This window comes from Pseudoxanthomonas yeongjuensis (assembly GCF_010093345.1).
Taxonomy (GTDB): Bacteria; Pseudomonadota; Gammaproteobacteria; order Xanthomonadales; family Xanthomonadaceae; genus Pseudoxanthomonas_A; species Pseudoxanthomonas_A yeongjuensis.
This window is the reverse complement of sequence record NZ_PDWT01000001.1, coordinates 870,302-891,965: the sequence shown is the minus strand read 5'-3', so window position 1 is coordinate 891,965 and position 21,664 is coordinate 870,302. Positions and strand designations below refer to the sequence as shown.

The following is a 21,664-nucleotide window of genomic DNA, read 5'->3' as shown; positions in this document are numbered from 1 at the left end:
AGTCCGCAGCTACTTCGAGAACGAGAGTTCCAGCGAGGAATAGAACGGCACCCGCTGCGGCACGACCAGCACCTTGCCGGCGACGTACTTGCGCAGGCAGATGCCGATCGGTGAGGAGCCCTGCAGCCAGGTGCGCACGACCTTGCCTTCGGCATCCAGTTCCATCACCACCACGAAGGGCGACAGGTCTGGCTTGGGCGTGGCGCAGGCCGCGGTGCCTGCACCCAGCAGTTCACCTTGGGCCCGGAGCAGGTTCGTCGTTTCGGCTTGCGTCAGCGATGCCTCGTCCTTGTCGGCCAGTGCTTTCGCTTCCACATACTCCAGCGCGGGTGCGGCCGACGACGCTCCGCTGAGCGCGGCCAATGCGATCAATGCGATGAGTTTCATGCGGTTCCTTTCAGTTCGTTCCATCAGCGGTAGCCGGCGGCCTGCAGTTCGAACAGTTCCGCATAGCGGCCCCCCTGGGCGAGCAATTGCTCATGGGTGCCGCTGGCTTCCAGCTGGCCTTCGTTCAGGACCAGGATGCGGTCTGCCATGCGCACGCTGGAGAAGCGATGCGAGATCAGCACGGCGGTACGGTCGTCGGACAGTTCCTTGAAGCGCTGGAACACCTCGAATTCGGAACGCGCGTCCAGCGCCGCGGTGGGCTCGTCGAGGATCATCACCTGCGCGTCGCGCATGTAGGCGCGGGCGATAGCGATCTTCTGCCACTGGCCGCCGGACAGGTCCACGCCGGTCTTGAAGCGCCGGCCGACCTGCTGGTCGTAGCCATTGGGCAGCGAGGCGATGACCTCATCGGCCATCGCCCGCCGCGCCGCTTCGCGGATGCGCGCGCCGTCTTCCATGGCGTCGATCTGGCCCACGCCGATGTTCTCGCCGGCGGTCAGGTTGTAGCGCACGAAGTCCTGGAAGATCACGCCGATGTTGGCGCGCAGTTCCTCGATGTCGTAGTCGCGCAGGTCGACGCCATCCAGCAGGATCCTGCCTTCGTCCGGGTCGTACAGCCGCGCCAGCAATTTCACCAGGGTGGTCTTGCCGGCGCCGTTCTCGCCGACCAGAGCGAGCACTTCGCCGGCATGCAGTTCGAAATCGAGGTGGCGCACGGCCCAGCGTTCGGCATCGGGATAGCGGAAGCCGACATTCTCGAACACGAAGCCGCGCACGATCGGTTTCGGCACCGGCACCGGATTCTCGGGGGATTTGATTTCCGGTTCGATCTCGAAGAAGGAGAACAGGTCGTCCAGGTACAACGCCTGGCTGGCGACCTGCGAGAAGCCGACCAGCAGGCCTTCCAGCAATTGCCGCAGGCGGCGGAAGCTGCCGGCCAGGAAGGTCAGGTCGCCGATGGTGAAATCGCCGCGCACCGTGCGCCAGGCGATGTAGGCGTAAGCGATGTAATAGCCCAGCGTGCCCAATGCGGCGAACAGCGCGCCCCAGATCGCGCGCTTTCTGGCCAGCGTGCGATTGGCCTGGTAGAACTTGTCGGCCAGGGTCCGGTAGCGCGCGATCAGGAAGTGGTGGAGGTTGAAGATCTTCACTTCCTTGGCGCTTTCCACGCTGGCGCCGGTCTGCTTCACGTATTCGAGCTGGCGGCGTTCCGGCGTCCAGGCGAAGTTGAGCGAATAGCCCATCGCGTTGAAATGCGCTTCGCCGATGAACGCCGGAACGAGCGCCACCGCCAGCAGCGCGATAAGCCAGGGCGCGTAGATCAGCAGGCCGGCGGCGAAGCTGATCACGGTGATCGCGTCCTGCACCTGGCCGAACAGCGTGCTCATCAGGTTCATGCGGCCCATGGTCTGGCGGCGGGCGCGGTCGAGCTTGTCCTGCAGGTCGGGGTCCTCGAAGTCCTCGAGGTCCAGGGTCGCCGCGTGTTCCATCAGGCGGATGCTGGTGGCGTTGGTGAACAGTTCGGACAACAGGGAATCGGCGTAGCTGACCATGCGCCCGAGCAGGTCGGAGAGGATGGCCAGGACGAATTCGAATGCCAGCAACCACAGCAAGTGGTCGAGCTGGCCACCGCGCAGTGCATCGCCGAGGTTGTCGAAACCAAGTCCGAGGGCGACCAGGCGCACGGCTTCGTCGATGATCAGCTTGCCGATGTACAGGGTGACGATCGGCAGCAGCGAACGCACCAGGCGCAGGCCCAGGCTGCTCAGCGTCAGCCAGGGGCTGGTGGCCCAGATCTGCTTGAGGAAGGGAGGCAGGTTGCGCATCGCGTTGAAGCGTTCGCGCAGGCTGGGCCCGGATTTGCCACCCCGCTTTGGCTTACTTGGGTCAGCGGCGGATGAGGCGGTTGTGGATTCGGCCATGTTCGTATTGTGCCGTGATCCTTTCCGCTCGGCGATGAAGACGTGTCGGAGTCAGCGGCGGGCACGTGTCTGGGCGATCCAGCCCTGGACGGGCATGGGCAGATGCAACCATCGCAGGTTATTAGGTGCTGTAGCAGGCAAGTGGATGCCGGTGGATCCATGGACCGAGCCAGCAGTGGCAGTATCCCGATGTATCCGCTCCGCTCTGCGGAGGTGGCCGCCGTTGGCGTGCTGGGCCACTGGTGGACGGGTAGTACGGCTTCGATTATTGTGCAGCCGGGTGGTGGAACTGCATCAATGGGGAGTTGGCAACCGCCCGTTCGTCTCTAACCGGACATCTTCGCAGGGGGGGATGCATGCGTTCGTACGCCATTTTTGCTTTGGATTGGTTGATCCGGAGCGGTCGATCCGTGTCCGGGGATCGTCGTGCGACCGGCGCTGTGCCGTGCGTGCTGGCACTGGCTTTGTTAATGCCTATGGCCTACGCACAGTCGACGACGATCATTACTTCGCTACCTTACGAGATCAGGACGCCAGGTACCTATGTGCTGGCGAACGACCTGGTGGCTGCGGTAAACACTGGTTCCAGCGCGATCTCGATTTATTCCAGCGACGTGACTCTCGATTGCCTTGGGCACTCCATTACCGACAGCGTCAGGGTCGCCGGCTCGCGCGGGGTAGTCGGCTACGCCGATCTGTCCGACGTCACCATCCAGAACTGCACGCTATCCAATTTCGATGGTGGCATCACGGTCGGCGAGCGCAATTACAGACCGCGGCTGATACGCAATCGGATTCTGGATGGCGGTGTGCGCGGCATCATGATCCGCGGCCATAATGCCTTCGTTTCGGAGAATCGGGTAATCGGTCTTCGTACCATCAGCGCCGGAACGAGCACAGGCATGGTATTGACGGCGTTTGACGGGAATGCGGACGTGCTTTCCGAGGATGCTGTGATTTCCCACAATGTGGTCGCCGATGTTCGTGGTGACTATCAATCGTTCGGCATCACAGTGACTCCCAGCATTCGGCCGGTCATAGCGGATAACTCTATTCTGGATATCCGGCCCAATACAGAAGCAATTGTCTATCTGTACTTTTATTACATTGAGCAAGACCACCCTGGTCCCACCGTGGGGGCTCTGATCAGGAACAACGTGATGATGTCATCCAGGCCAGGAGTGGATGGTTACGAGGACATCTACTTGTGGGATGCCGATCTGCGGGATGCCGAAAGCAGGTGTACTGATAATACCGCCATCGGATTCGCGCAGATCAGCTATTCCATCTGCAGCGAGCAAGATGGCAATGTGATCATGCAATGACCATGGCCGATATGCGGGGACAGGCGCGATATCCATTCACAAACGGGCGAGTGATGAAATCTTTTATCCAGGCATCGTTGCTGTTTTCAACCATATCGGGCGTCAATGCGTATGCGGCTGAAAGCGAATCGCGCATGCCCGCGGCGGCGATTCGCGAAACAAGGTTGGCCGAAAGCCCGAACAGGCCGGATAGGGAAGCATTCCGACGTCGTCCGGCGATGCAACGTAGTCGGCTGCCTGCGCGAGTCGCAGCTGCCATAGTGCCGAATCAGACGCTCACCATATCCAATCCAGGGACCTATGTGCTTGATCAGGACTTGGTCCTGGAGGGCCCGTACCACACGGCGGTCAGGATCCTGGCCAGTGATGTCACTATCGATTGCCAGGGGAAATCCCTGCGCCCCGCCTCCCGTGCGGAGGGCAACGAAGGCGTATTCATCCAGGCAGCCCTGACCGGAGTGATCGTCACAAACTGTGTGATCGAGGATTTCACATTCGGTATCCGGGGCGGGGTTGGCGGCACTGGCCTGCAAGCTTTGAACAACGATATCCGCAATACCGGCATAGGTATCCATCTGGCGGGGAACGGCACGCTGATCGCCGGAAATCGTATCGTGGCAATGGACTACTTTCTCGGCCCGCCCGACAGGGGCATCGGAATACTGCTCAGTTCGTTCGACGGAACGAGTGACCAGCCTTCCACTGGCGCCGTGATCCAGGACAACGTCATCGTCGGTATCGCAGGCAGCCAACAGGCAATTGGGATCGAGGTCGTCGGTAGCCAGGAGGCTAAACTCCTAGGCAACAAGATTCTAGACTTGCGCGTTACAGGACCGGATGCGATGGTCCACGGGATATCCTTGCGGGCCTTGTATCGCTGGCCCAAGCCGCCCGGTCAGGATGTGCTCACCACAGGTACGATCATCCAGGGCAATGAACTCATGATCCGGCAGCACCCTTTGAACACATTCGCCTATGCGACCGACGGGATTGCCCTGGAGGCAGCGGAATGCGTGGGTAACCTCAGTATCGGTTTTGCGACCCCGGCTTTCGCGGGTTGCCTTGTCGCTTCCGAGAACATTGAAGTGCGGACCCTCTTTCCCACGGCTGTCAACGGTTCCCAGCCCAAGGTGCCGTCGAAGCCTGGTGCTTTACCCAGCACTACGGCAACCTCCGCGTCCCAGCCTGCGGTGGAGCAAGCGGTGATCGGACCGGCCCCTCGGATCCGCCCACGCCCCATGGCCGAAGAGCGCAGAGCTACTCGAAACGCCGTTCAGTGAAGGATTTCGGGCAGCCGTTGAGTCGGTGTTCGTAACGGCTTCGCGAACAAACTGAGTTGATTGATGCCGACTGGGCAGAACAATCCTTACCAAAGTGGCAGCCAGCTCGGCTGCTACTTTGCATTAAAATCACCTGCCGGATCCCTCGCCAGCCCAGAGCAAGCCGTGACCATAGGTTCAACCGCAATCAAGCAGGAAGACTTCATCCAGAGCGTCGCCGACGCGCTGCAGTACATCAGCTATTACCACCCGGTCGACTACATCAGGAACCTGGCCGCCGCCTACGAGCGCGAGGAGTCCGAGGCGGCCAAGGACGCCATCGCCCAGATCCTGATCAATTCGCGCATGTGCGCCGAAGGCCGCCGGCCGATCTGCCAGGACACCGGCATCGTCACCGTGTTCCTGCGGATCGGCATGGACGTGCGCTGGGCCGACGCGACCATGGGCGTGGAGGACATGGCCAACGAAGGCGTGCGCCGCGCCTACAACCACCCGGACAACAAGCTGCGCGCCAGCGTGCTGGCCGATCCGGCCGGCAAGCGCACCAACACGAAAGACAACACCCCGGCCGTGGTCAACATGAAAGTGGTGCCGGGCAATACGGTCGACGTTATCGTCGCTGCGAAGGGTGGCGGCTCGGAGGCCAAATCCAAGTTCGCCATGCTCAATCCTTCCGATTCCATCGTCGACTGGGTGCTGAAGACCGTGCCGACCATGGGAGCGGGCTGGTGCCCGCCGGGCATGCTCGGCATCGGCATCGGCGGCACCGCCGAGAAGGCGATGCTGCTGGCCAAGGAAGCCTTGATGGAACCCATCGACATCGCCGACCTGCAGGCGCGCGGCGCGTCGAATCGCGCCGAGGAACTGCGCCTGGAGTTGTACGAAAAGGTCAACGCGCTGGGCATCGGCGCGCAGGGCCTGGGCGGCCTGACCACGGTGCTGGACATCAAGGTCAAGGATTTCCCGACCCATGCCGCCAACCTGCCGGTGGCGCTGATTCCCAACTGTGCCGCCACCCGTCACGCGCATTTCGTGCTCGACGGCAGCGGGCCGGTGATGCTGGATCCGCCGTCGCTGGAAGACTGGCCCAAGCTGACCTACGACACCTCCAGGGGCCGGCGTGTGGACCTGGACGCGATTACCGCCGAGGACGTGGCCAGCTTCAAGCCCGGCGAAGTGCTGCTGCTCAACGGCAAGCTGCTGACCGGCCGCGACGCCGCGCACAAGCGCATGGTGGAAATGCTCGACCGTGGCGAAGAATTGCCGGTCGATTTCAAGGGGCGCTTCATTTACTACGTCGGCCCGGTCGATCCGGTGCGCGACGAAGTGGTCGGTCCCGCTGGCCCGACTACCGCCACGCGCATGGACAAGTTCACCGAGCAGGTGCTCAGCGAAACCGGTTTGATGGGCATGGTCGGCAAGGCCGAACGCGGCCCGGTCGCGATCGAGGCGATCCGCAAGCACAAGTCGGTCTACCTGATGGCGGTCGGCGGCGCGGCGTACCTCGTCTCCAAGGCGATCAAGGCTTCGCGTGTGGTCGGCTTCGCCGACCTGGGCATGGAGGCGATCTACGAATTCGAGGTCAAGGACATGCCGGTGACGGTCGCGGTCGATTCGACCGGCGAATCCGTGCACCAGACCGGCCCGAAGGAGTGGCAGGCCCGGATCGGCAAGATTCCGGTGGTTGTCGCGTAAAGTTCAGCTCGCCAACCAGGCGACTTTTTCAGCAGTCGCGTAGCCGGTCAAGCCTGGAGCTCGTCATTCCCGCGAAGGCGGGAATCGCTCTTCGGCAAAGTGGTTGTGATCCAACGGCAGAGCGATGACCAGCCATCCGGCTGTTGAAATCCCCGCCTTCGCGGGAATGACGAATCCAAATACCCGGAGAACCGAATGTCCATCATCCTCTACGGCTCCCAAAGCACCGCCTCCCTGGTCGTCCACTGGCTGCTGATCGAACTCGGCATCGAGCACGAACTGAAGATGCTCGACTTCGACAAGCATGAGCAGAAGTCGCCGGAATACCTGGCCATCAACCCGCAGGGCAGGGTGCCGGCGCTGCTGGTCGACGGGCAGGTGCTGACCGAATCCGCCGCCATTGCGATGCATCTGGCCGACCTGTACCCGCAGGCGGCGCTCGCGCCGGCCATCGGCTCGCCGGAGCGCGCCGCTTACTACCGCTGGATGTTCTTCTGCGCCTACACGCTGATGCCTGCTTACCGTGGCTGGTTCTATCCGGACGAGCCGGCGGGCGGGGAAAACATCGACAAGGTCAAGGCATCCTCGCGTGCCGCGATCGAATACGCCTGGCAGCAGGTCAATGATCATCTCGAAATCAATGGCCCGTTCCTGCTCGGTGAACGCAAGTCCGCCGCCGATTTCGTGCTGACCATGCTGATGCGCTGGTCGCGCAACATGCCCAGGCCGACCGACAGCTGGCCGGCACTGCTCGCGCATGCCTCGCGGATGAAGGCGCTGCCGTCGTTCCGCGAGGTCTGCGCGCGCGAAGGACTGACCGACTGGACCTGACGCTTCTTCCGTAGGAGCGCCCCTTGGGCGCGATGCCTCTAGGCCGGATCGCGCAAGAGCATCGCGGGCAAGGCCCGCTCCTGCATATGGAAGCTCAAGCCACGTGATCGTCGAACTTCTTCCCGCCCTGGAACGGCATCAGATGCTGGCGCAGGATGCCGCGCGGCACGGTCTCCAGTTTCATCACCCCGTATTCCCCGGGCCACTCCGACTGGTCGCGCGGCAGCTTGAAGGTGCCCATCAGCATGTCCACCAGCGGCAGGTGGATGGCGTAGTTGACGTCGATGAATTCCTTTTGCCGCGCATGGTGCCAGTGGTGGTAGCGCGGCAGCACCAGCAGGTATTCCAGCGGTCCGAAACGGATGCCCAGGTTGGCGTGGGCAAGCACCGCCTGCAGGCCGACCAGCACCACGTAGGCATTCACCGCCGAGTTCGAGAAACCCAGGATCAGCAACGGAAGCAGCACCGCGCTGCGGGTCAGCACGATCTCGACGAAGTGGATGCGCGAGCCCGCCAGCCAGTCCATCTCGCGGCTCGAGTGGTGCACGGCATGGAAACGCCAGAGCCACGGGATGTTGTGGTACGCGCGATGCAGCAGAGCCTGGGCCAGGTCGGCCACGAAGACCGCGATCAGGAATTGCGCCCACACCGGCAGCGACTGGATCGCATCCTTCAGCGCGGGGAACGCGGCAAGCCCGGCGATGGTCGAGGTCGACGCGGTGACCAGGATCAGGATGAACTGCACCAGCATGTGACTCATGAAGAAATAGACCAGGTCGGTGCGCCAGCCCGGGCGCAATGGAGATATCGCGCGCTTGCCCAGGAACCGCTCGATGGGAACGAACACCAGCGCGGAGAAGAACAGCGAGATCACGAACCAGTCCAGTCCGAGCGAGTACGGCGTCTTTCCGATCGAGTCGAACTGCACGTTGGTGCCGCCCAGCAGGACCGCCAGGGTCGCGCCGCCCACGCCGATCAATGCGATCCGTTTGTTGCGATCGCGCAGGATGGCCAGCGTCCCCAGCAGGAAAGCGGCCACCAACCCCACCAGCAGCAGGTGCCGGGCGAAGGTCTCGCTGTAGACCGCGCGGAATTCCCGACTGGTCAGCAGGTCCGGAAAATGGAAACACAGCACGCCGAACAGGCTGAGCAGCCCCAGCAGGGCGGAGGAGTAGGCGGCGTAAGAACGCTTGGGTCGCGGCTGGTCGGGCATGGCGTAGGGCCGGTTCAGGTGGGCGAATAGTCGCCTGCCAAACGCGGAAAAACAAACGACCGCAGAATCGCCCGACCTATGCGATGGCTATGGCTTCCCCTCGAGGCAGCGCCACTCTCGGCGTGGCATCGAAGGGCCGAGCTCAGGATCGCCATGCGATGGGCTGCGGTCAGAACCACTCCAGCAACGAGATGCCCAGGCCGACATAGGTAGCCTTGTGGTTGTAGTCGATCAGGCTTTCGCCGTAGCCATGGAAGACCTGCAGGTGCCCGCGCAGGGTGCGGTCGATGGGGAATCCCCAGTCCATCTGCAACGATCCATGGGAGTCGTCGCCGCCGCGCAACGAATGCCGGCCCAACAGCGAGAATTCGTGTCCGCCCTTGCTGTACACCAGCATCGCATCGCCGCGGCCGAAGTAGTTCTCGATATCCGGATTGTCGTCATCGTGGCCTTCGGGGATGCGCCACCATGGCCGCACCACGAACGCCCAGTTCTCGCGATCCAGGCCGATGTTGAGGATCACCCGGTTCCAGCTGCGCGACAACGGGTCGCCCCGGCCGTTGGACTGGTGGTTGATGCCGATCCCGGTCATGCGGCCTTTCCAGTCGCCCAGGCTGTAGTTGTTGCGGAACACCAGCATCGCTTCCGGTTCGTAATTCGTCTCGCGGAACGGACGCGATTGCTCGCCGTTGTAGACCTGCCAGCGCGAGCTCTGGGTGAAAGAGGTCCACAGGTCGCCGTTGTCGCCGAACAGGTTCTCCGCGATCTTGGTCTTGAAGCTGATCTGGAACTTGGTTTCCACGCTGGTCAGGTCCTGCGGCGCGGTCACGGTGTTGTCCGGATTGGGCGAGTAAGGCGCCTCATTGATGTTGCTGGTCCAGAACGCGGGCAAAAGATAGACCGGCTTGTAGGCGCGCATCTGGAACACGCCCAGTTTCGAGTCCTTGGCCAGTTCCCAGCGGCTGTCGAGCAGGGAACCCTTGCCGGCATTGGCGCGCGCCGCGGCATAGGCATCGTCATTGCCGAATACCGCGCCAAGGCGATGCCGAGCGCGTTCGCCCAAGGTGTCGTCTTTTTCATCCGTCGCTCCGGTCCTGCGCTGTTGCCTGGCCAGATCGATCGCCTGTCTGGCGGCGGCATCGGCAGCGCGGGTGTCCCTGCTGCCATGCTTGAATGCGGCGTCGTAGCAGGCCAGGCGCGTGGCATCGACTTCGATCGCCACGCAAGCTTCCGGTGTCGCTGGTGCGGGTGCCTGTTGCGCCATTGCGTTGGACGCGGCGGCAATCGCAGAAACCAGGAGGGTATGGCGTACACGGGTACGAATCATGGGGGAGCTCATGGTTGCGAAGGGCGGGTGCGAAATCCCGGCCAGTTTAACCACGGCTTGCGTCGCATCGCGCTCACACGAACCAGGCGAACGCGAACAAGCCCAGCATAGCGAACGCAAGCCCGAGCTTCAGTACCGTGCCCAGCAGGATGCCCAGCCAGGTGCCCAGGCCGACCTTGGCGGCTTTGCCCAATTCGCGGCCGTGCCAGAGCTCGCCCAGCAGCGCGCCGATGAAGGGTCCAGCGAACAAGCCGATCGGACCTCCCAGGAACAGCCCGGCGAACGTGCCGACCACGGCGCCCAGCAATGCCTTCGGGCTGGCGCCCACGCGCTTGGCCCCCATCATGGTCGCGAAGAAATCCACCGCCAGCGACAGCAAGGTGAGCAGGCCCAGCACCACCAGGGCGATCCAGCTGATCTTCTGGAAATCGCCGGCCCAGGCCGCCAGCAGCATGCCTGCGAAGACCAGGGGAAGGCCGGGCAGGGCCGGCAAAATCACCCCTGCAATGCCGACCAGGACCAGGACGACTGCGAGGGCGTAGTAAAGCGACTGGATTTCCAAGAATTTCCCCTAGTTAAATCAATGACTTACGAAGACCGTGACGGCCGGCGAAATTATTGCATTTTCAGAAATGGCGAGTTACTGTTCGGGCGCTGCGCTTGCCAAGGCCGCCGTGAATTGTGGCCTGATGCGGTCGAACCATGTTCCGCTAGATCGTTACACGCTTCCTCCTTGCAACCAGCCGCCGCGCTAACGGCGTATCCACCACCCGTTCCAAGGAGTTAGTACAAATGGCAGATCGCGAAAACGGTACCGTCAAGTGGTTCAACGATGCCAAGGGCTTCGGCTTCATCAGCCGCGAAAATGGCGAGGATGTGTTCGTGCACTTCCGCGCCATCCAGAGTCAGGGTTTCAAGAGCCTGAAGGAAGGCCAGAAGGTCAGCTTCACCGTGGTCCAGGGCCAGAAGGGCCTGCAGGCCGACGCGGTGGAAGCACTCTGACCGGCTGTTGATCAAGCGCCGGCCCCGGGCCGGTTCGTGGAAAAAGAAAAACCCGGCCTAGGCCGGGTTTTTCTTTGGACTCGCATCGCGGGTGCGATGGTTCAGCGCAAGACGACCTTGCCGTTGACCACGCGCACATAGGTATTTTCGCGGATGCCATCGATGTTGCGCTGATTGATTACAACGGTGCGGCCATCGTCCATGCGCACGCGCACGTCATAACTGTCGCCGGTCGCCCGGTTCTGGATCGCGTTGCCGGCGACCGCGCCGCCGACCGCACCTGCGACGGTGGCGATGTTCTGGTTGCCCTTGCTGCCGCCGGTCTTGTCGGAAATTTCATGCCCGGCGATGGCGCCCACGATACCGCCCAATACTGCGCCTGTCTTGGAGGGAGCGGTACGGCCCGAGCCGACCGCATCGATACCGACAACGATGCCGCAGTCATAGCAGCGGGACGACGCGCTCGATGACGGATAGTTCGATGACGGATAGGACGACGAACTGCCGTAACCGGGGGAAGTGGTGGCGCAACCGGCCAACGCGGCGGCGGCTACGGCGCTGAGGGCAAGCAAGCGGATCTTCATGCGGTTCTCCTTGAGCCCTTTGCGGGCATTGGCGGTTGGAAGTCGAAGGAAGCACAGCCCCGTGCTTCGTGGACGCCATCCTGTTCGCTATTGGATGAACCGCGCGTCAACCGGAACCCGGCGTCGGGCGATCAGCCAGCGAAGCGCCAGCAGCGATTCAGCCACGGAAATCCTGGTGGCAGGCTTTGCAGGCCACGCCGATCTGCTTGCTGGCGGCCTCGACACCGGGGCAACCCAGAGGAGGCGTTGCCAGCAGGCCGTCCAATGTCGCCCGCAGCTCGCCAGCGTGCTTGGTGAAGCGTGCATCGTCCCTGAGTTCAGGGAAGGCGAGTTCGGGATCGTTGGCCAGGTAACGCAGCGTCTGCAGGTGCGGCAGCACGTCGGTTGCGTTGCAGCGATTGGCTGCGGCGGTCACGCGCAGTTCTTGCACGTGGGCCTCCATCACGTGCATGGCGGCTTCGGGGAAGCGGTCCTGCCAGGTCTTGCGGCCTTCGACGGCGCGCAGCACCATCACCAGGCCGATGACCCCGATGACCAGACCAAGCAGGAACAGGAAAAGATAACGGGGAGCATTGGACGGGCTCGTGGGTTGGCTGGACATGCACTGGCTTCCCTTGGTTGTGTTGCAGGGATAGTACGACGCACGTCGCCGGTTCCGCCACGTTTACAATGGCTGGATGAAGAAGGAACTGCGCGAACGCTTCGCCGGCATCGATCGTCTGTATGGGAGCGGCGCGGTGGAAAGGCATGCCGGCAGCCGCGTGGCCGTGGTCGGCATGGGCGGTGTCGGTTCCTGGGTGGTGGAGGCATTGGCGCGTTCGGGCGTGGGCCACCTGACCCTGATCGACGCGGACGATATCTGCGTTTCCAACACCAACCGCCAGTTGCCCGCGTTGGAAGGCCAGTACGGTCGCAACAAGTCGGAAGCCATGGCCGATCGCTGCCGCGCGATCAATCCGCTGATCGAAGTGGATGCGGTGCCTATGTTCCTGACCGCCGCCAATCTGGAATCGCTGCTGGATCGAAGGTTCGACCTGGTCCTGGATGCCTGCGACAGTTTCCGCACCAAGGTGGAGATGATCGCCTGGTGCCGCCGCCGCAAGCTGCCGATCGTCGTGTCCGGCTCGGCGGGCGGGCGTACCGATCCCACCCAGATCCGCTTGCGCGACCTGTCGCGCACCGAGCACGACGCGCTGCTGGCGCTGGTCCGCAAGAAGTTGCGCAGCGAGTTCAATTTCCCGAAGAACCCGGATCGCTATTTCGGCGTGCAGGCGGTGTATTCGCTGGAAAACGTCAAGTATCCGCAAGCCGACGGCAGCGTCTGCGGCTTGCGCCCGCAGTTGGGCGCCGATGCGGCGCTGAAGCTGGATTGCGGCGCGGGACTGGGCGCGGCCACGCACATCACCGGCGCCTTTGCATTTGCCATGGTCGCCAAGGCGTTGGAGTTGCTGCTTAAAAAGCCGCAATCGTAGGGACTACGTAGGAGCGACGTAAGTCGCGAAACCACGCAACGTGTCTTCAGGTTTCGCGACTTACGTCGCTCCTACGTCGCCCGATGCCGCAACCGGCAACTTGAAAAGCCGTTGCGCGTTGGCCGAGGTCGCCGCGGCTATGACTTCGGCATCCACGCCGCGGAGTTCGGCGATGGTCTGGCAAATGAAGGGAAGCCTGGCCGGTTCGTTGCGTTGTCCGCGGATGCCCGCATCGGGCTGGTCCGGGGCATCGGTTTCCAGCAGCAGGTGTTCCAACGGCATTTCCGCGACCAGCCCACGCAGGCGGTTGGCGCGAGAATAAGTGGCCGGGCCGCCGATGCCGACCAGGAAACCCAATCGCCAGAGTTGTCGGGCTTGCTCGGGGCTGCCGGAAAAACTGTGGACCACGCCGCGCAGCCCGCCTATGCGCTTGAAGGAAGCGATCACCGCATCGACTGCGCGTCGGGCATGCACGATCACCGGCAAGTCGAAATCGCGTGCCAGGGCCAGTTGTCCGTCGAAATAGAGTCGCTGGGCATTCTGGTCCAGCCCATCGACGAAGAAATCCAGGCCGCATTCGCCTACCGCCACGGGGCGCTCGCGGGCGATCCATTCGCCAAGTTCCCGCAAGTGCGCCGGATGATGCGATGACAGGTACATGGGATGCAGGCCGTAGGCAGGGAACAGGCCTGCTCCGGCTCTGCAGAGGTTCCGCAAGCGCGGCCACCCTTTTGCCTCGACCGCCGGTATCACCTGACGCATGACTCCTGCAGCATGGGCGCGTCGGATTACCGCATCAAGATCGTGGTCGAATTCAGGCGCATCGAGATGGCAATGGCTGTCGGTCAGCACGGGGATCTAGGACTGCGATCGGTCGGAAGAGTCGATTACTGCCGGACCCTTGCGATTCTTCCAGTTGGCCAGCAACAAAGTGCCCAATCCAAGCAGGATCTCGTCAACGAACGGTATCGGGTCGGGAATCACCAGGGTAACGAGGAAAAGCGCTGCGGTGATCTTGAAGAGGGCCGGGTAACGCAATTTCCTTGCCCAGTTCATCAGTGGCAACAATAGGGGGCTAGCCATTGGGAGACTCGTTCGAGGTGTGACGGCAGACACGCTAGCACGCCTGAAGGACAGGGCGCAGCGGTTCACGTTGTGGGTGGTTTCGGGCAGGGGCAACCGGTTCTTGTTCAGCTATGTCGTGCTGCAATTGACTCAACCATAACGCGGGAGCCGCCCGCCCGGAGGTCGACATGAAAAGCAACACCACCACGATCCTGATTGCCACTGGCGCACTGCTGTTCGGCGGCATAGCGACGGCCGCCTACATGAATAATCGCGAGAAGCCCGCGGAATTCGTCAACGCCACCACCGGCGAACCTATCGATGCCGCCAGCACCGCGCTGGACGATGCGCCGGCGGTCGACGGCCAGATCGAACCGAATGCTCTGCAATATGCGGAAGTGGTCAAGGTCGACCCCATCACCAACAAGAACAAGGTGTACGCCACCGTGATCGGCACCGAGCCGGTGCGCGAGACCACCACTACCAACACCCCGCACGAAGTCTGCAACGACGTGGTCGTGCAGGAACGCCTGCCCGAGCGCGATGGCAATGTCGGCGGTACCGTGGCCGGTGCGGTCATCGGCGGCTTGCTGGGTAACCAGGTGGGCGGTGGCAACGGCAAGAAGGCAGCTACTGCCGCAGGTGCCGTGGCCGGCGGCCTGATCGGCAACAAGGTCGACAAGAACCATGTCGGCGGCAAGGTTGTCAGTCGGACCGAGCGCCAGTGCCACACCGAGAACACCAGCTCCGAGTCCTCGCGCGTCACCGGGTACAACGTGACCTACCGCAACGCCGATGGCACCACCGGCACCATGCGCATGGGCAGCAAGCCCGGTACCCGCATCGCCATGGGCGACACCGACAAGGTGGTGGGCTACAACGTGACCTACCGCTTCGACGGTGAGGAAAAGACCGTGCGCATGGATGAAAAGCCGGCCGACCGCCTGCCGGTCATCGACGGCAAGGTGGTGACCCAGACCGCTTCGGTGGATGGCAATCCGCAGGGCTGAGCCGCTTCGGCATATCTACCAGGAAAGCCGGCGATTTCGCCGGCTTTTCCGTTTCCTGTCGGCGGAACAGGGGGTTACGGTGCTCTATAGGTGCCGAATACAATGGCGGATTGTCCGAACCGGTTTCCGCGCATGGCCCTGCACCCCTACGACCTGTTTGATATCCGTTCCCTGCTCAGCGAAGAAGAACGTGCGGTGCAGGACACCGTGGCCCGCTTCACCGACGAGCGCGTGCGCCCGATCATCGGCGACGCCTTCGCCGAAGGCCGTTTTCCCCAGGAACTGGTCCCGGAAATCGCCGATCTCGGCTTGTTGGGCTCCTCGTTGCCGGAACAATACGGTGGCGGCGGCCTCAATGGCGTCAGTTATGGCCTGATCTGCCAGGAACTGGAGCGTGGCGATTCCGGCATCCGCAGCTTCGTCAGCGTGCAGTCCTCGTTGTGCATGTATCCCATCTACGCCTACGGCAGCGAAGAACAGCGCATGCGCTGGCTGCCGGACATGGCCGCTGGTAAGGTCATCGGCTGCTTTGGCCTGACCGAGCCGCAGGGCGGTTCCGACCCGGCCAGCATGAAGACGAATGCAAAGCGCGATGGTGGCGACTGGATCCTCAACGGCTCCAAGATGTGGATCACCAACGGCAACCTGGCCGATATCGCCATCGTCTGGGCGCAGACCGAGGACGGCATCCAGGGCTTCGTGGTGGAGAAGGATTTCGCCGGCTTCAAGGCGCAAGAGATCCATAAAAAGATGAGCCTGCGCGCCTCGGTGACCAGCGCGCTGTTCTTCGACAACGTGCGCGTGCCCGAAGCCAATCGCCTGCCCAACGTGAAGGGCCTGAAAGGCCCGCTGGGCTGCCTGACCCAGGCCCGTTACGGCATCACCTGGGGCCCGATCGGCGCGGCCATCGCCTGCCTGGACGAAGTTCTGAACTACACCAAGGAACGCATCCTGTTCGAGCGTCCGGTGGCCGCGACCCAGAGCGCGCAGATCAAGATGGCCGAGATGGCCCGCCGCATCACCTTGGCGCAGCTGCTGTCGCTGCAACTCGGTCGCCTGAAGGATGCGGGCACCATGCAGCCGGCGCAGGTCTCGCTTGCCAAGTGGAACAACTGCCGCATGGCCATCGACATCGCCCGCGAATGCCGCGATCTGCTCGGCGGAGCCGGTATCACCACCGAACACGCTGCGATCCGCCATGCGCTGAACCTGGAATCGGTCATCACCTATGAAGGCACTGAGACCGTGCATCAGTTGGTGATCGGGCGGGAGCTTACCGGGATCAATGCGTTCTGATTCCCCTTCTCCCACCGGGAGAAGGGGGCGCGTAGCGGCGGAGGAGGGAAGGAGCCTCCCGCATCCGTTTTTCGATGCAAGCGGAAAGGGCATTCCCTCATCCGCACTTCGGGCACCTTCTTCCGGTGGGAGAAGGACAAAGCGAGAGTCCATGAGCATCTTCGACCTGCAACTCGAAACCGAACGCCTGATCCTGCGCCCGCCGCAGGCCCAGGATTTCGAGGCGTGGGCGGCTTTCATCGCCGACGAGGAAGCAGCACGGCATATCGGCGGGACGCAATCGCGTCCGGTGGCCTGGCGCAGCTTCGCCGCCATGATCGGGATCTGGCACCTCAAGGGTTTCGCCATGTTCTCGGTGATCGAGAAAGCGACCGGCCAATGGGTCGGACGTCTCGGCCCATGGCAACCGGAAGGCTGGCCGGGAACCGAAGTCGGCTGGAGCATCGCCCGTGAGCATTGGGGCAAGGGTTTCGCGCCAGAGGGCGCGGCCGCGGCCACCGACTGGGCCTTCGACCGCCTGGACTGGAGCGAAATGATCCACACCATCGCCGAGGACAACCGGAACTCGAAAACCGTCGCCGCGAAGCTCGGCTCGCGCTTCCTGCGCATGGGCTGGCTGCCGGCGCCGCACGATGCCAAGCCGGTCGAAATCTGGGGGCAGTCGCGGGAAGAGTGGATGGCGCGCCGCAAGGCGGAGGACAGGACATGATCGCCGTGTATGGCATGTCCACTTCCGGCAATTGCCACAAGGTACGCTTGCTGCTTGAGCAACTCGGCCGCGAATACCGCTGGATCGAAGTCGACAGCGCGAATGGTGCGACCCGCACGCCCGAATACCTGGCCCGGAACCCCAACGGCAAGGTGCCGATGCTGGAACTGGAAGACGGCCGTGTCCTGGTCGAATCGGATGCCATTCTCTGTTACCTGGCCGAGGGTACGGACTATCTGCCAACCGAGGCATGGCAACGCGCGCAGGCATTGAGCTGGATGTTCTTCGAGCAATACAGCCATGAACCTTATGTCGCGGTCGCGCGTTTCATTCGTGGCTGGACGCCGCTGGATTCCCCGCGTCGCGCCGACCTCCCGCGATTGATCGAGCGGGGCGAACAGGCGTTGGCGGTGATGGAAAAGCACTTGGCATCGGCGCAGTGGTTCACTGGCGCCGGTTACGGCGTCGCCGACATCGCCTTGTTCGCCTACACCGACCGTGCCGAAGACGGCGGTTTCGATCTCGGCAAATTCCCCCTGGTTTCCGCCTGGCTCGCGCGGGTGCGCGCGATGCCGGGTTTCACTCCCATGCCCGCGGTCAGCGATGAAGTCGCCGCCCGCCTGGCTTCTTCCTGAAGACGAACGACATGACCGCAAAACCCATTCCCGCCCGCATGAAGGGCCTCAATCGCGCCGAGATCTGCGACCAGAACTTCATCGAGTTCGTGCAGGAATGGGACGGAGCGGTCGATGCCAGGCCAGCGCCGGGCGAGGCGGTGCTGGAAGGAAGCGCGCTGGATGCGGCGTCGTTCGTCGAACTGCTGGAATCGCAACTGGTTTCGCGTCACCTCGACCTGATGGCGCGCGTGCTGCGCGTGCAGAACAAGGTCTTCTACACCATCGGCAGCTCCGGGCATGAAGGCAACGCGATGGTCGCGCGCCTGACCCGGCACACCGACCCGGCGTTCCTGCACTATCGCAGCGGCGCGTTCATGGCCGAGCGCTTCCGCAAGCTGCCGGGAATGGATCCGATCATGGATTCGGCCTTGTCGTTCGCGGCCAGTTCGGAAGACCCGGCATCCGGTGGGCGCCACAAGGTCTGGGGTTCCAAGCCGTTGTGGGTCCTGCCGCAGACCTCGACCATCGCCTCGCACCTGCCCAAGGCGCTCGGCACCGCGGTAGCGATCGAGCAGGCGAAGCGCATCGGCCATGCCTCGCCGATTCCCGGCGACAGCATCGCCATCTGTTCGTTCGGCGATGCCTCCAGCAACCATGCGACCGCGCAGACCGCGTTCAACGCCGCGGCATGGACGTCGTACCAGAAACTGCCGGCGCCGGTGCTGTTCGTATGCGAGGACAACGGCATCGGCATCTCGGTGAAAACGCCCGGCGGCTGGATCGAGCGCAATTTCTCCAGGCGCGACGACCTTGACTATTTCTACGCCGATGGCCTCGATCTGGCCGAAGGCTACGGACAGGTGCAGGCCGCGGTGGAGCATTGCCGTCGTACCCGTCGCCCGACTTTCCTGCACCTGCGCACCACGCGGATCATGGGCCACGCAGGGACCGACTTCGAGATCGAATGGCGGCCCATCGAGGAACTGGTCGCGGTGGAGGCGGGCGATCCATTGCTGCGTTCGGCGAGCATCGCGCTGCAGTCGGGCCTCTACACGAAGCAGGATTTGCTCGCCCTGTACGAGGAAATCCGCGGCAAGTGCTTCGCCGCGGCCGAAGCGGCCGACAAGACGCCGAAGCTGACCCGTCTGGAAGATGTGGTCGCGCCGCTGGCGCCGTACACGCCTGATGCGGTATCCACCGAAGCCAGCCGCGTCGGCGACGCGGAGAAACGTATCGCGGTCTTCGGCAGCGAGGAAAAGCTGCCCGAGAAACTGCCCCCGCGACACCTCGCCATCCAGATCAACAACGCGCTGCACGACCTGTTCTGCAAATATCCGGAAGCGCTGCTGTTCGGCGAGGACGTGGCCCAGAAGGGCGGCGTGTACACGGTCACCAAGGGCCTGCACAAAGCGTTCAAGAACAGCCGCGTGTTCAACACCTTGCTGGACGAAACCATGATCCTCGGCCTGGCCCAGGGTTACGCCAACCTCGGCATGTTGCCGGTGCCGGAAATCCAGTACCTGGCCTATTTCCACAACGCCTGCGACCAGATCCGCGGTGAGGCCGCTTCGCTGCAGTTCTTCTCCAACAACCAGTACCGCAACCCGATGGTGGTGCGCATGGCCGGACTGGGCTACCAGCGTGGCTTCGGCGGCCATTTCCACAACGACAACTCGATCACCGCGCTGCGCGACATTCCCGGCCTGGTGGTCGGATGTCCTTCGCGCGGCGACGATGCCGCGACAATGCTGCGCACGCTGGCCGCGCTGGCCAAGGTGGACGGGCGCGTGAGCATCTTCCTGGAGCCGATCGCGCTGTACATGACCAAGGATCTGTACGAGGCGGGCGACGGCGCGTGGCTCACCACCTATCCGGCGCCGGACCAGGCGATGACCCTGGGCGAAGGCCGCATCTACGAAGAAGCCGCCAACGACCTGGTGATCTTCACTTATGGCAACGGGGTGCCGATGAGCCTGCGTGCTGCGCGCACGATCGAGAAGAAGCGTGGATGGAAAGTGCGCGTGGTCGACCTGCGCTGGCTGGTGCCGCTCAACGAGGCTTTCATCGCCGAACAGGCGAAGTCGGCCGAACGCATCCTGATCGTCGACGAAGGCCGCCATTCGGCCGGCGTGGGCGAGGGCATCATCACCGCGATCGCGGAAGCCGGTTTCGCCGGCCGGCCGTTCCAGCGGGTGGTGGGCGTGGATACCTACACGCCATTGGCCGGCGCCGCGTTGCTGGTGTTGCCGGGCGATGACGACATCGTCGCCGCGGCCGACAAACTGGCCTGAAGCAATGCGCCGGGCGGCACACGCCGCCCTGTATACGCCTTGCTTACATCGGGTGGCGGATAGTCGTTGCTTCTTCCAGGGAGCATCGCCATGGACAAGATCAAGGTTGCAGTCTTTGTCGGCAGTTTGCGCAAGGATTCGTTCAACAAGAGGTTGGCCAAGGCTGTCGAGAAGCTCGCGCCGGACGGGTTCGAGTTCCAGCACATCCGCCTCGACAACCTGCCGCTGTACAACCAGGATTTCGACGGCGATTACCCCGTCGAATGCAAGCGCCTTAAGCAGGAAGTGGAAGCGGCCGATGCGCTGCTGTTCGTTACCCCGGAATACAACCGCTCGATGCCCGGCGTGCTCAAGAATGCGCTGGATATCGGCTCGCGGCCGTGGGGCAGCAATTCGTTCGCGGGCAAGCCGGGCGCGGCGATCGGCATTTCGATCGGGGCCACCGGCGCTTCGATGGCGCAACAGCACCTGCGCAACGTGCTCCTGTACCTGGATGTCACGCTGCTGGGCCAGCCGGAAGTGTATGTCCAGTTCAAGGATGGGCTGATGGATGACGAGGGCAGGATCGGCAACCCGGAAACGCAGAAGTTCCTGCAGGGATTCGTGGATCGCTACGTCGCCTGGGTGGCCAAGGCGCTGGCGAAATAGAAGCACGCGCGATGCGGCGTAGGAGCGACGTAAGTCGCGAAAGGGCTTCGCACGCATTCCAGTCGCGACTTACGTCGCTCCTACGCCCTGTCCACGGGCGAGGGTTAGCGCTGGAGACCGCCGATGAGCGGAAGTTCGCGTAACCCGATGCCGCCCGCGTTCAGCGCGCCGGCTTCGCGTTCCAGCGGCAGGACCGCCAATGCCAGGGGACATCCGCTTCCGCCGGCACTCACCACGCTGCCGACGACACGGACCGCATCGCTGACCTCCGTGCCGGGTGCGACCGGGGATTCGGCTTCGAACAACACCAGCCCACGCTTGGCCTTGCCCAGGAAATGGGTGCGGGCGACGATTTCCTGGCCCGGATAGCAGCCCTTCTTGACGCTGAAAGCCTGCAGTCGTTCCAGTGAAAGTTGCTGTGGAGTCCATTGCTCGCGCTGTTGGGCGGGCAGGCGCGGCAGGCCGTGGAGCAGGTCGAAGGCTTTCCAGCGTGCGCACGAATCGGCGTGTTCCAGAGGTTCCCCGGCAGGCGCAATGCGCAGGGCGCGGCCTTTGTCGCCATCGCCGCAATCGATCTCGATCGAGTCGCCATCGATGCCGATCCGCGCATTCCGCGCCGAATCCGGCTCACGGAAGGCGCCGCTGGCCTGCAGGTCGTTCTTTGTCTCTATCTTCAACTTTCGCCGGAACACGAAACGCCGCAACTGCGATGCGAGCTCGTCGCCATCGGCGTCGGGCAACAGCAGCAGGATCCGGTCCTGTTCCAGTTTCAGCAGCGCAAACAGCGCAATGACGCGGCCTTTCGGGGTCAACCACGCATTCCATTGCCAATATCCCGGCGCCAGGGCGGCCACGTCGTTGGCGAACTGGGCCTGCGCAAACGCAGTCGCATCCGGCCCCTCCAGCGCGATCACGGCGTGGTCGGGCAGGGCAAACCAGGGTGCTGCGGAGGTGGGCAGGTTGTCAGACAAGGAGGGGAGGACTAAAATT

At 63.2% G+C, this 21,664-nt stretch carries 22 protein-coding genes; 12 read left to right on the top strand and 10 right to left on the bottom strand.

Annotation, left to right across the window (positions count from 1 at the left end):
* Window positions 1-9 precede the first annotated feature (9 nt).
* Both CSC74_RS03970 and CSC74_RS03965 read right to left on the bottom strand, forming a co-directional pair.
* Window positions 10-387 carry a hypothetical protein gene (locus tag CSC74_RS03970; RefSeq protein WP_162313094.1) on the bottom strand — a complete coding sequence of 126 codons (378 nt, stop codon included), beginning with the start codon at window positions 385-387 and terminating at the stop codon, window positions 10-12.
* Between the two features lie 23 nt (window positions 388-410).
* Window positions 411-2,309 carry an ABC transporter ATP-binding protein gene (locus tag CSC74_RS03965; protein WP_162313093.1) on the bottom strand — a complete coding sequence of 633 codons (1,899 nt, stop codon included), beginning with the start codon at window positions 2,307-2,309 and terminating at the stop codon, window positions 411-413.
* 356 nt (window positions 2,310-2,665) lie between these two features.
* Between CSC74_RS03965 and CSC74_RS03960 the strand changes: the two genes are divergently transcribed.
* From CSC74_RS03960 to CSC74_RS03945, 4 genes are all read left to right on the top strand, one after another.
* On the top strand, window positions 2,666-3,634 hold the full coding sequence (locus tag CSC74_RS03960) for a right-handed parallel beta-helix repeat-containing protein (RefSeq protein WP_162313092.1): 969 nt from the start codon (window positions 2,666-2,668) through the stop codon (window positions 3,632-3,634).
* Complete coding sequence (locus tag CSC74_RS03955) at window positions 3,631-4,914, top strand: right-handed parallel beta-helix repeat-containing protein (RefSeq protein ID WP_162313091.1); 1,284 nt, start codon at window positions 3,631-3,633, stop codon at window positions 4,912-4,914. The genes CSC74_RS03960 and CSC74_RS03955 overlap by 4 nt, the downstream gene beginning before the upstream one ends.
* Before the next feature lie 165 nt (window positions 4,915-5,079).
* Window positions 5,080-6,609, top strand: coding sequence for a fumarate hydratase (locus tag CSC74_RS03950; RefSeq protein WP_246192933.1), 1,530 nt, complete (start codon window positions 5,080-5,082; stop codon window positions 6,607-6,609).
* 195 nt (window positions 6,610-6,804) lie between these two features.
* Entirely contained in the window at window positions 6,805-7,440 is a 636-nt protein-coding gene (locus CSC74_RS03945; protein WP_162313089.1) for a glutathione S-transferase family protein, read from the top strand.
* A gap of 94 nt (window positions 7,441-7,534) precedes the next feature.
* Here the strand turns inward: CSC74_RS03945 and CSC74_RS03940 are convergent, their stop codons facing one another.
* From CSC74_RS03940 to CSC74_RS03930, 3 genes are all read right to left on the bottom strand, one after another.
* Entirely contained in the window at window positions 7,535-8,653 is a 1,119-nt protein-coding gene (locus CSC74_RS03940; protein WP_162313088.1) for a sterol desaturase family protein, read from the bottom strand.
* Between the two features lie 169 nt (window positions 8,654-8,822).
* Window positions 8,823-9,980 (bottom strand): phospholipase A, encoded by a 1,158-nt coding sequence (locus CSC74_RS03935; RefSeq protein ID WP_162313087.1) that lies wholly within the window; start codon window positions 9,978-9,980, stop codon window positions 8,823-8,825.
* Window positions 9,981-10,053: 73 nt separating this feature from the next.
* A complete protein-coding gene (locus tag CSC74_RS03930; RefSeq protein WP_162313086.1) occupies window positions 10,054-10,542 on the bottom strand; it encodes a DUF456 domain-containing protein in 489 nt (162 codons plus the stop codon).
* Between the two features lie 230 nt (window positions 10,543-10,772).
* Between CSC74_RS03930 and CSC74_RS03925 the strand changes: the two genes are divergently transcribed.
* Window positions 10,773-10,982 carry a cold-shock protein gene (locus CSC74_RS03925; protein ID WP_093280354.1) on the top strand — a complete coding sequence of 70 codons (210 nt, stop codon included), beginning with the start codon at window positions 10,773-10,775 and terminating at the stop codon, window positions 10,980-10,982.
* Between the two features lie 101 nt (window positions 10,983-11,083).
* Here CSC74_RS03925 and CSC74_RS03920 read toward each other — a convergent pair whose 3' ends face one another.
* Together CSC74_RS03920 and CSC74_RS03915 are read right to left on the bottom strand one after the other, a co-directional pair.
* Window positions 11,084-11,566: a glycine zipper 2TM domain-containing protein gene (locus CSC74_RS03920; protein WP_162313085.1), complete on the bottom strand. Its 483-nt coding sequence runs from the start codon at window positions 11,564-11,566 to the stop codon at window positions 11,084-11,086.
* Window positions 11,567-11,723: 157 nt separating this feature from the next.
* A complete protein-coding gene (locus CSC74_RS03915; RefSeq protein ID WP_162313084.1) occupies window positions 11,724-12,167 on the bottom strand; it encodes a cytochrome c in 444 nt (147 codons plus the stop codon).
* Between the two features lie 76 nt (window positions 12,168-12,243).
* Here CSC74_RS03915 and CSC74_RS03910 point away from each other — a divergent pair, with 76 nt between their 5' ends.
* Window positions 12,244-13,038 carry a tRNA threonylcarbamoyladenosine dehydratase gene (locus CSC74_RS03910; protein WP_162313083.1) on the top strand — a complete coding sequence of 265 codons (795 nt, stop codon included), beginning with the start codon at window positions 12,244-12,246 and terminating at the stop codon, window positions 13,036-13,038.
* Window positions 13,039-13,098: 60 nt separating this feature from the next.
* Here CSC74_RS03910 and CSC74_RS03905 read toward each other — a convergent pair whose 3' ends face one another.
* Window positions 13,099-13,896, bottom strand: coding sequence for a TatD family hydrolase (locus CSC74_RS03905; RefSeq protein ID WP_162313711.1), 798 nt, complete (start codon window positions 13,894-13,896; stop codon window positions 13,099-13,101).
* Window positions 13,897-14,121 (bottom strand): DUF6116 family protein, encoded by a 225-nt coding sequence (locus CSC74_RS03900; protein ID WP_162313082.1) that lies wholly within the window; start codon window positions 14,119-14,121, stop codon window positions 13,897-13,899.
* Between the two features lie 170 nt (window positions 14,122-14,291).
* Between CSC74_RS03900 and CSC74_RS03895 the strand changes: the two genes are divergently transcribed.
* From CSC74_RS03895 to CSC74_RS03870, 6 genes are all read left to right on the top strand, one after another.
* Window positions 14,292-15,113, top strand: a complete 822-nt coding sequence (locus CSC74_RS03895) for a glycine zipper 2TM domain-containing protein (RefSeq protein ID WP_162313081.1) — start codon at window positions 14,292-14,294, stop codon at window positions 15,111-15,113.
* A gap of 132 nt (window positions 15,114-15,245) precedes the next feature.
* Window positions 15,246-16,409, top strand: a complete 1,164-nt coding sequence (locus CSC74_RS03890; protein ID WP_162313080.1) for an acyl-CoA dehydrogenase family protein — start codon at window positions 15,246-15,248, stop codon at window positions 16,407-16,409.
* Window positions 16,410-16,560: 151 nt separating this feature from the next.
* Window positions 16,561-17,118, top strand: coding sequence for a GNAT family N-acetyltransferase (locus CSC74_RS03885; RefSeq protein WP_162313079.1), 558 nt, complete (start codon window positions 16,561-16,563; stop codon window positions 17,116-17,118).
* Complete coding sequence (locus tag CSC74_RS03880; RefSeq protein WP_162313078.1) at window positions 17,115-17,753, top strand: glutathione S-transferase family protein; 639 nt, start codon at window positions 17,115-17,117, stop codon at window positions 17,751-17,753. The genes CSC74_RS03885 and CSC74_RS03880 overlap by 4 nt, the downstream gene beginning before the upstream one ends.
* Before the next feature lie 11 nt (window positions 17,754-17,764).
* A complete protein-coding gene (locus tag CSC74_RS03875) occupies window positions 17,765-20,026 on the top strand; it encodes a thiamine pyrophosphate-dependent enzyme (RefSeq protein WP_162313077.1) in 2,262 nt (753 codons plus the stop codon).
* A 90-nt stretch (window positions 20,027-20,116) separates the two neighbouring features.
* Window positions 20,117-20,674, top strand: coding sequence for an NADPH-dependent FMN reductase (locus CSC74_RS03870; RefSeq protein ID WP_162313076.1), 558 nt, complete (start codon window positions 20,117-20,119; stop codon window positions 20,672-20,674).
* A gap of 104 nt (window positions 20,675-20,778) precedes the next feature.
* Here the strand turns inward: CSC74_RS03870 and ygfZ are convergent, their stop codons facing one another.
* Complete coding sequence (gene ygfZ / locus CSC74_RS03865; RefSeq protein WP_162313075.1) at window positions 20,779-21,645, bottom strand: CAF17-like 4Fe-4S cluster assembly/insertion protein YgfZ; 867 nt, start codon at window positions 21,643-21,645, stop codon at window positions 20,779-20,781.
* Window positions 21,646-21,664 lie beyond the last annotated feature (19 nt).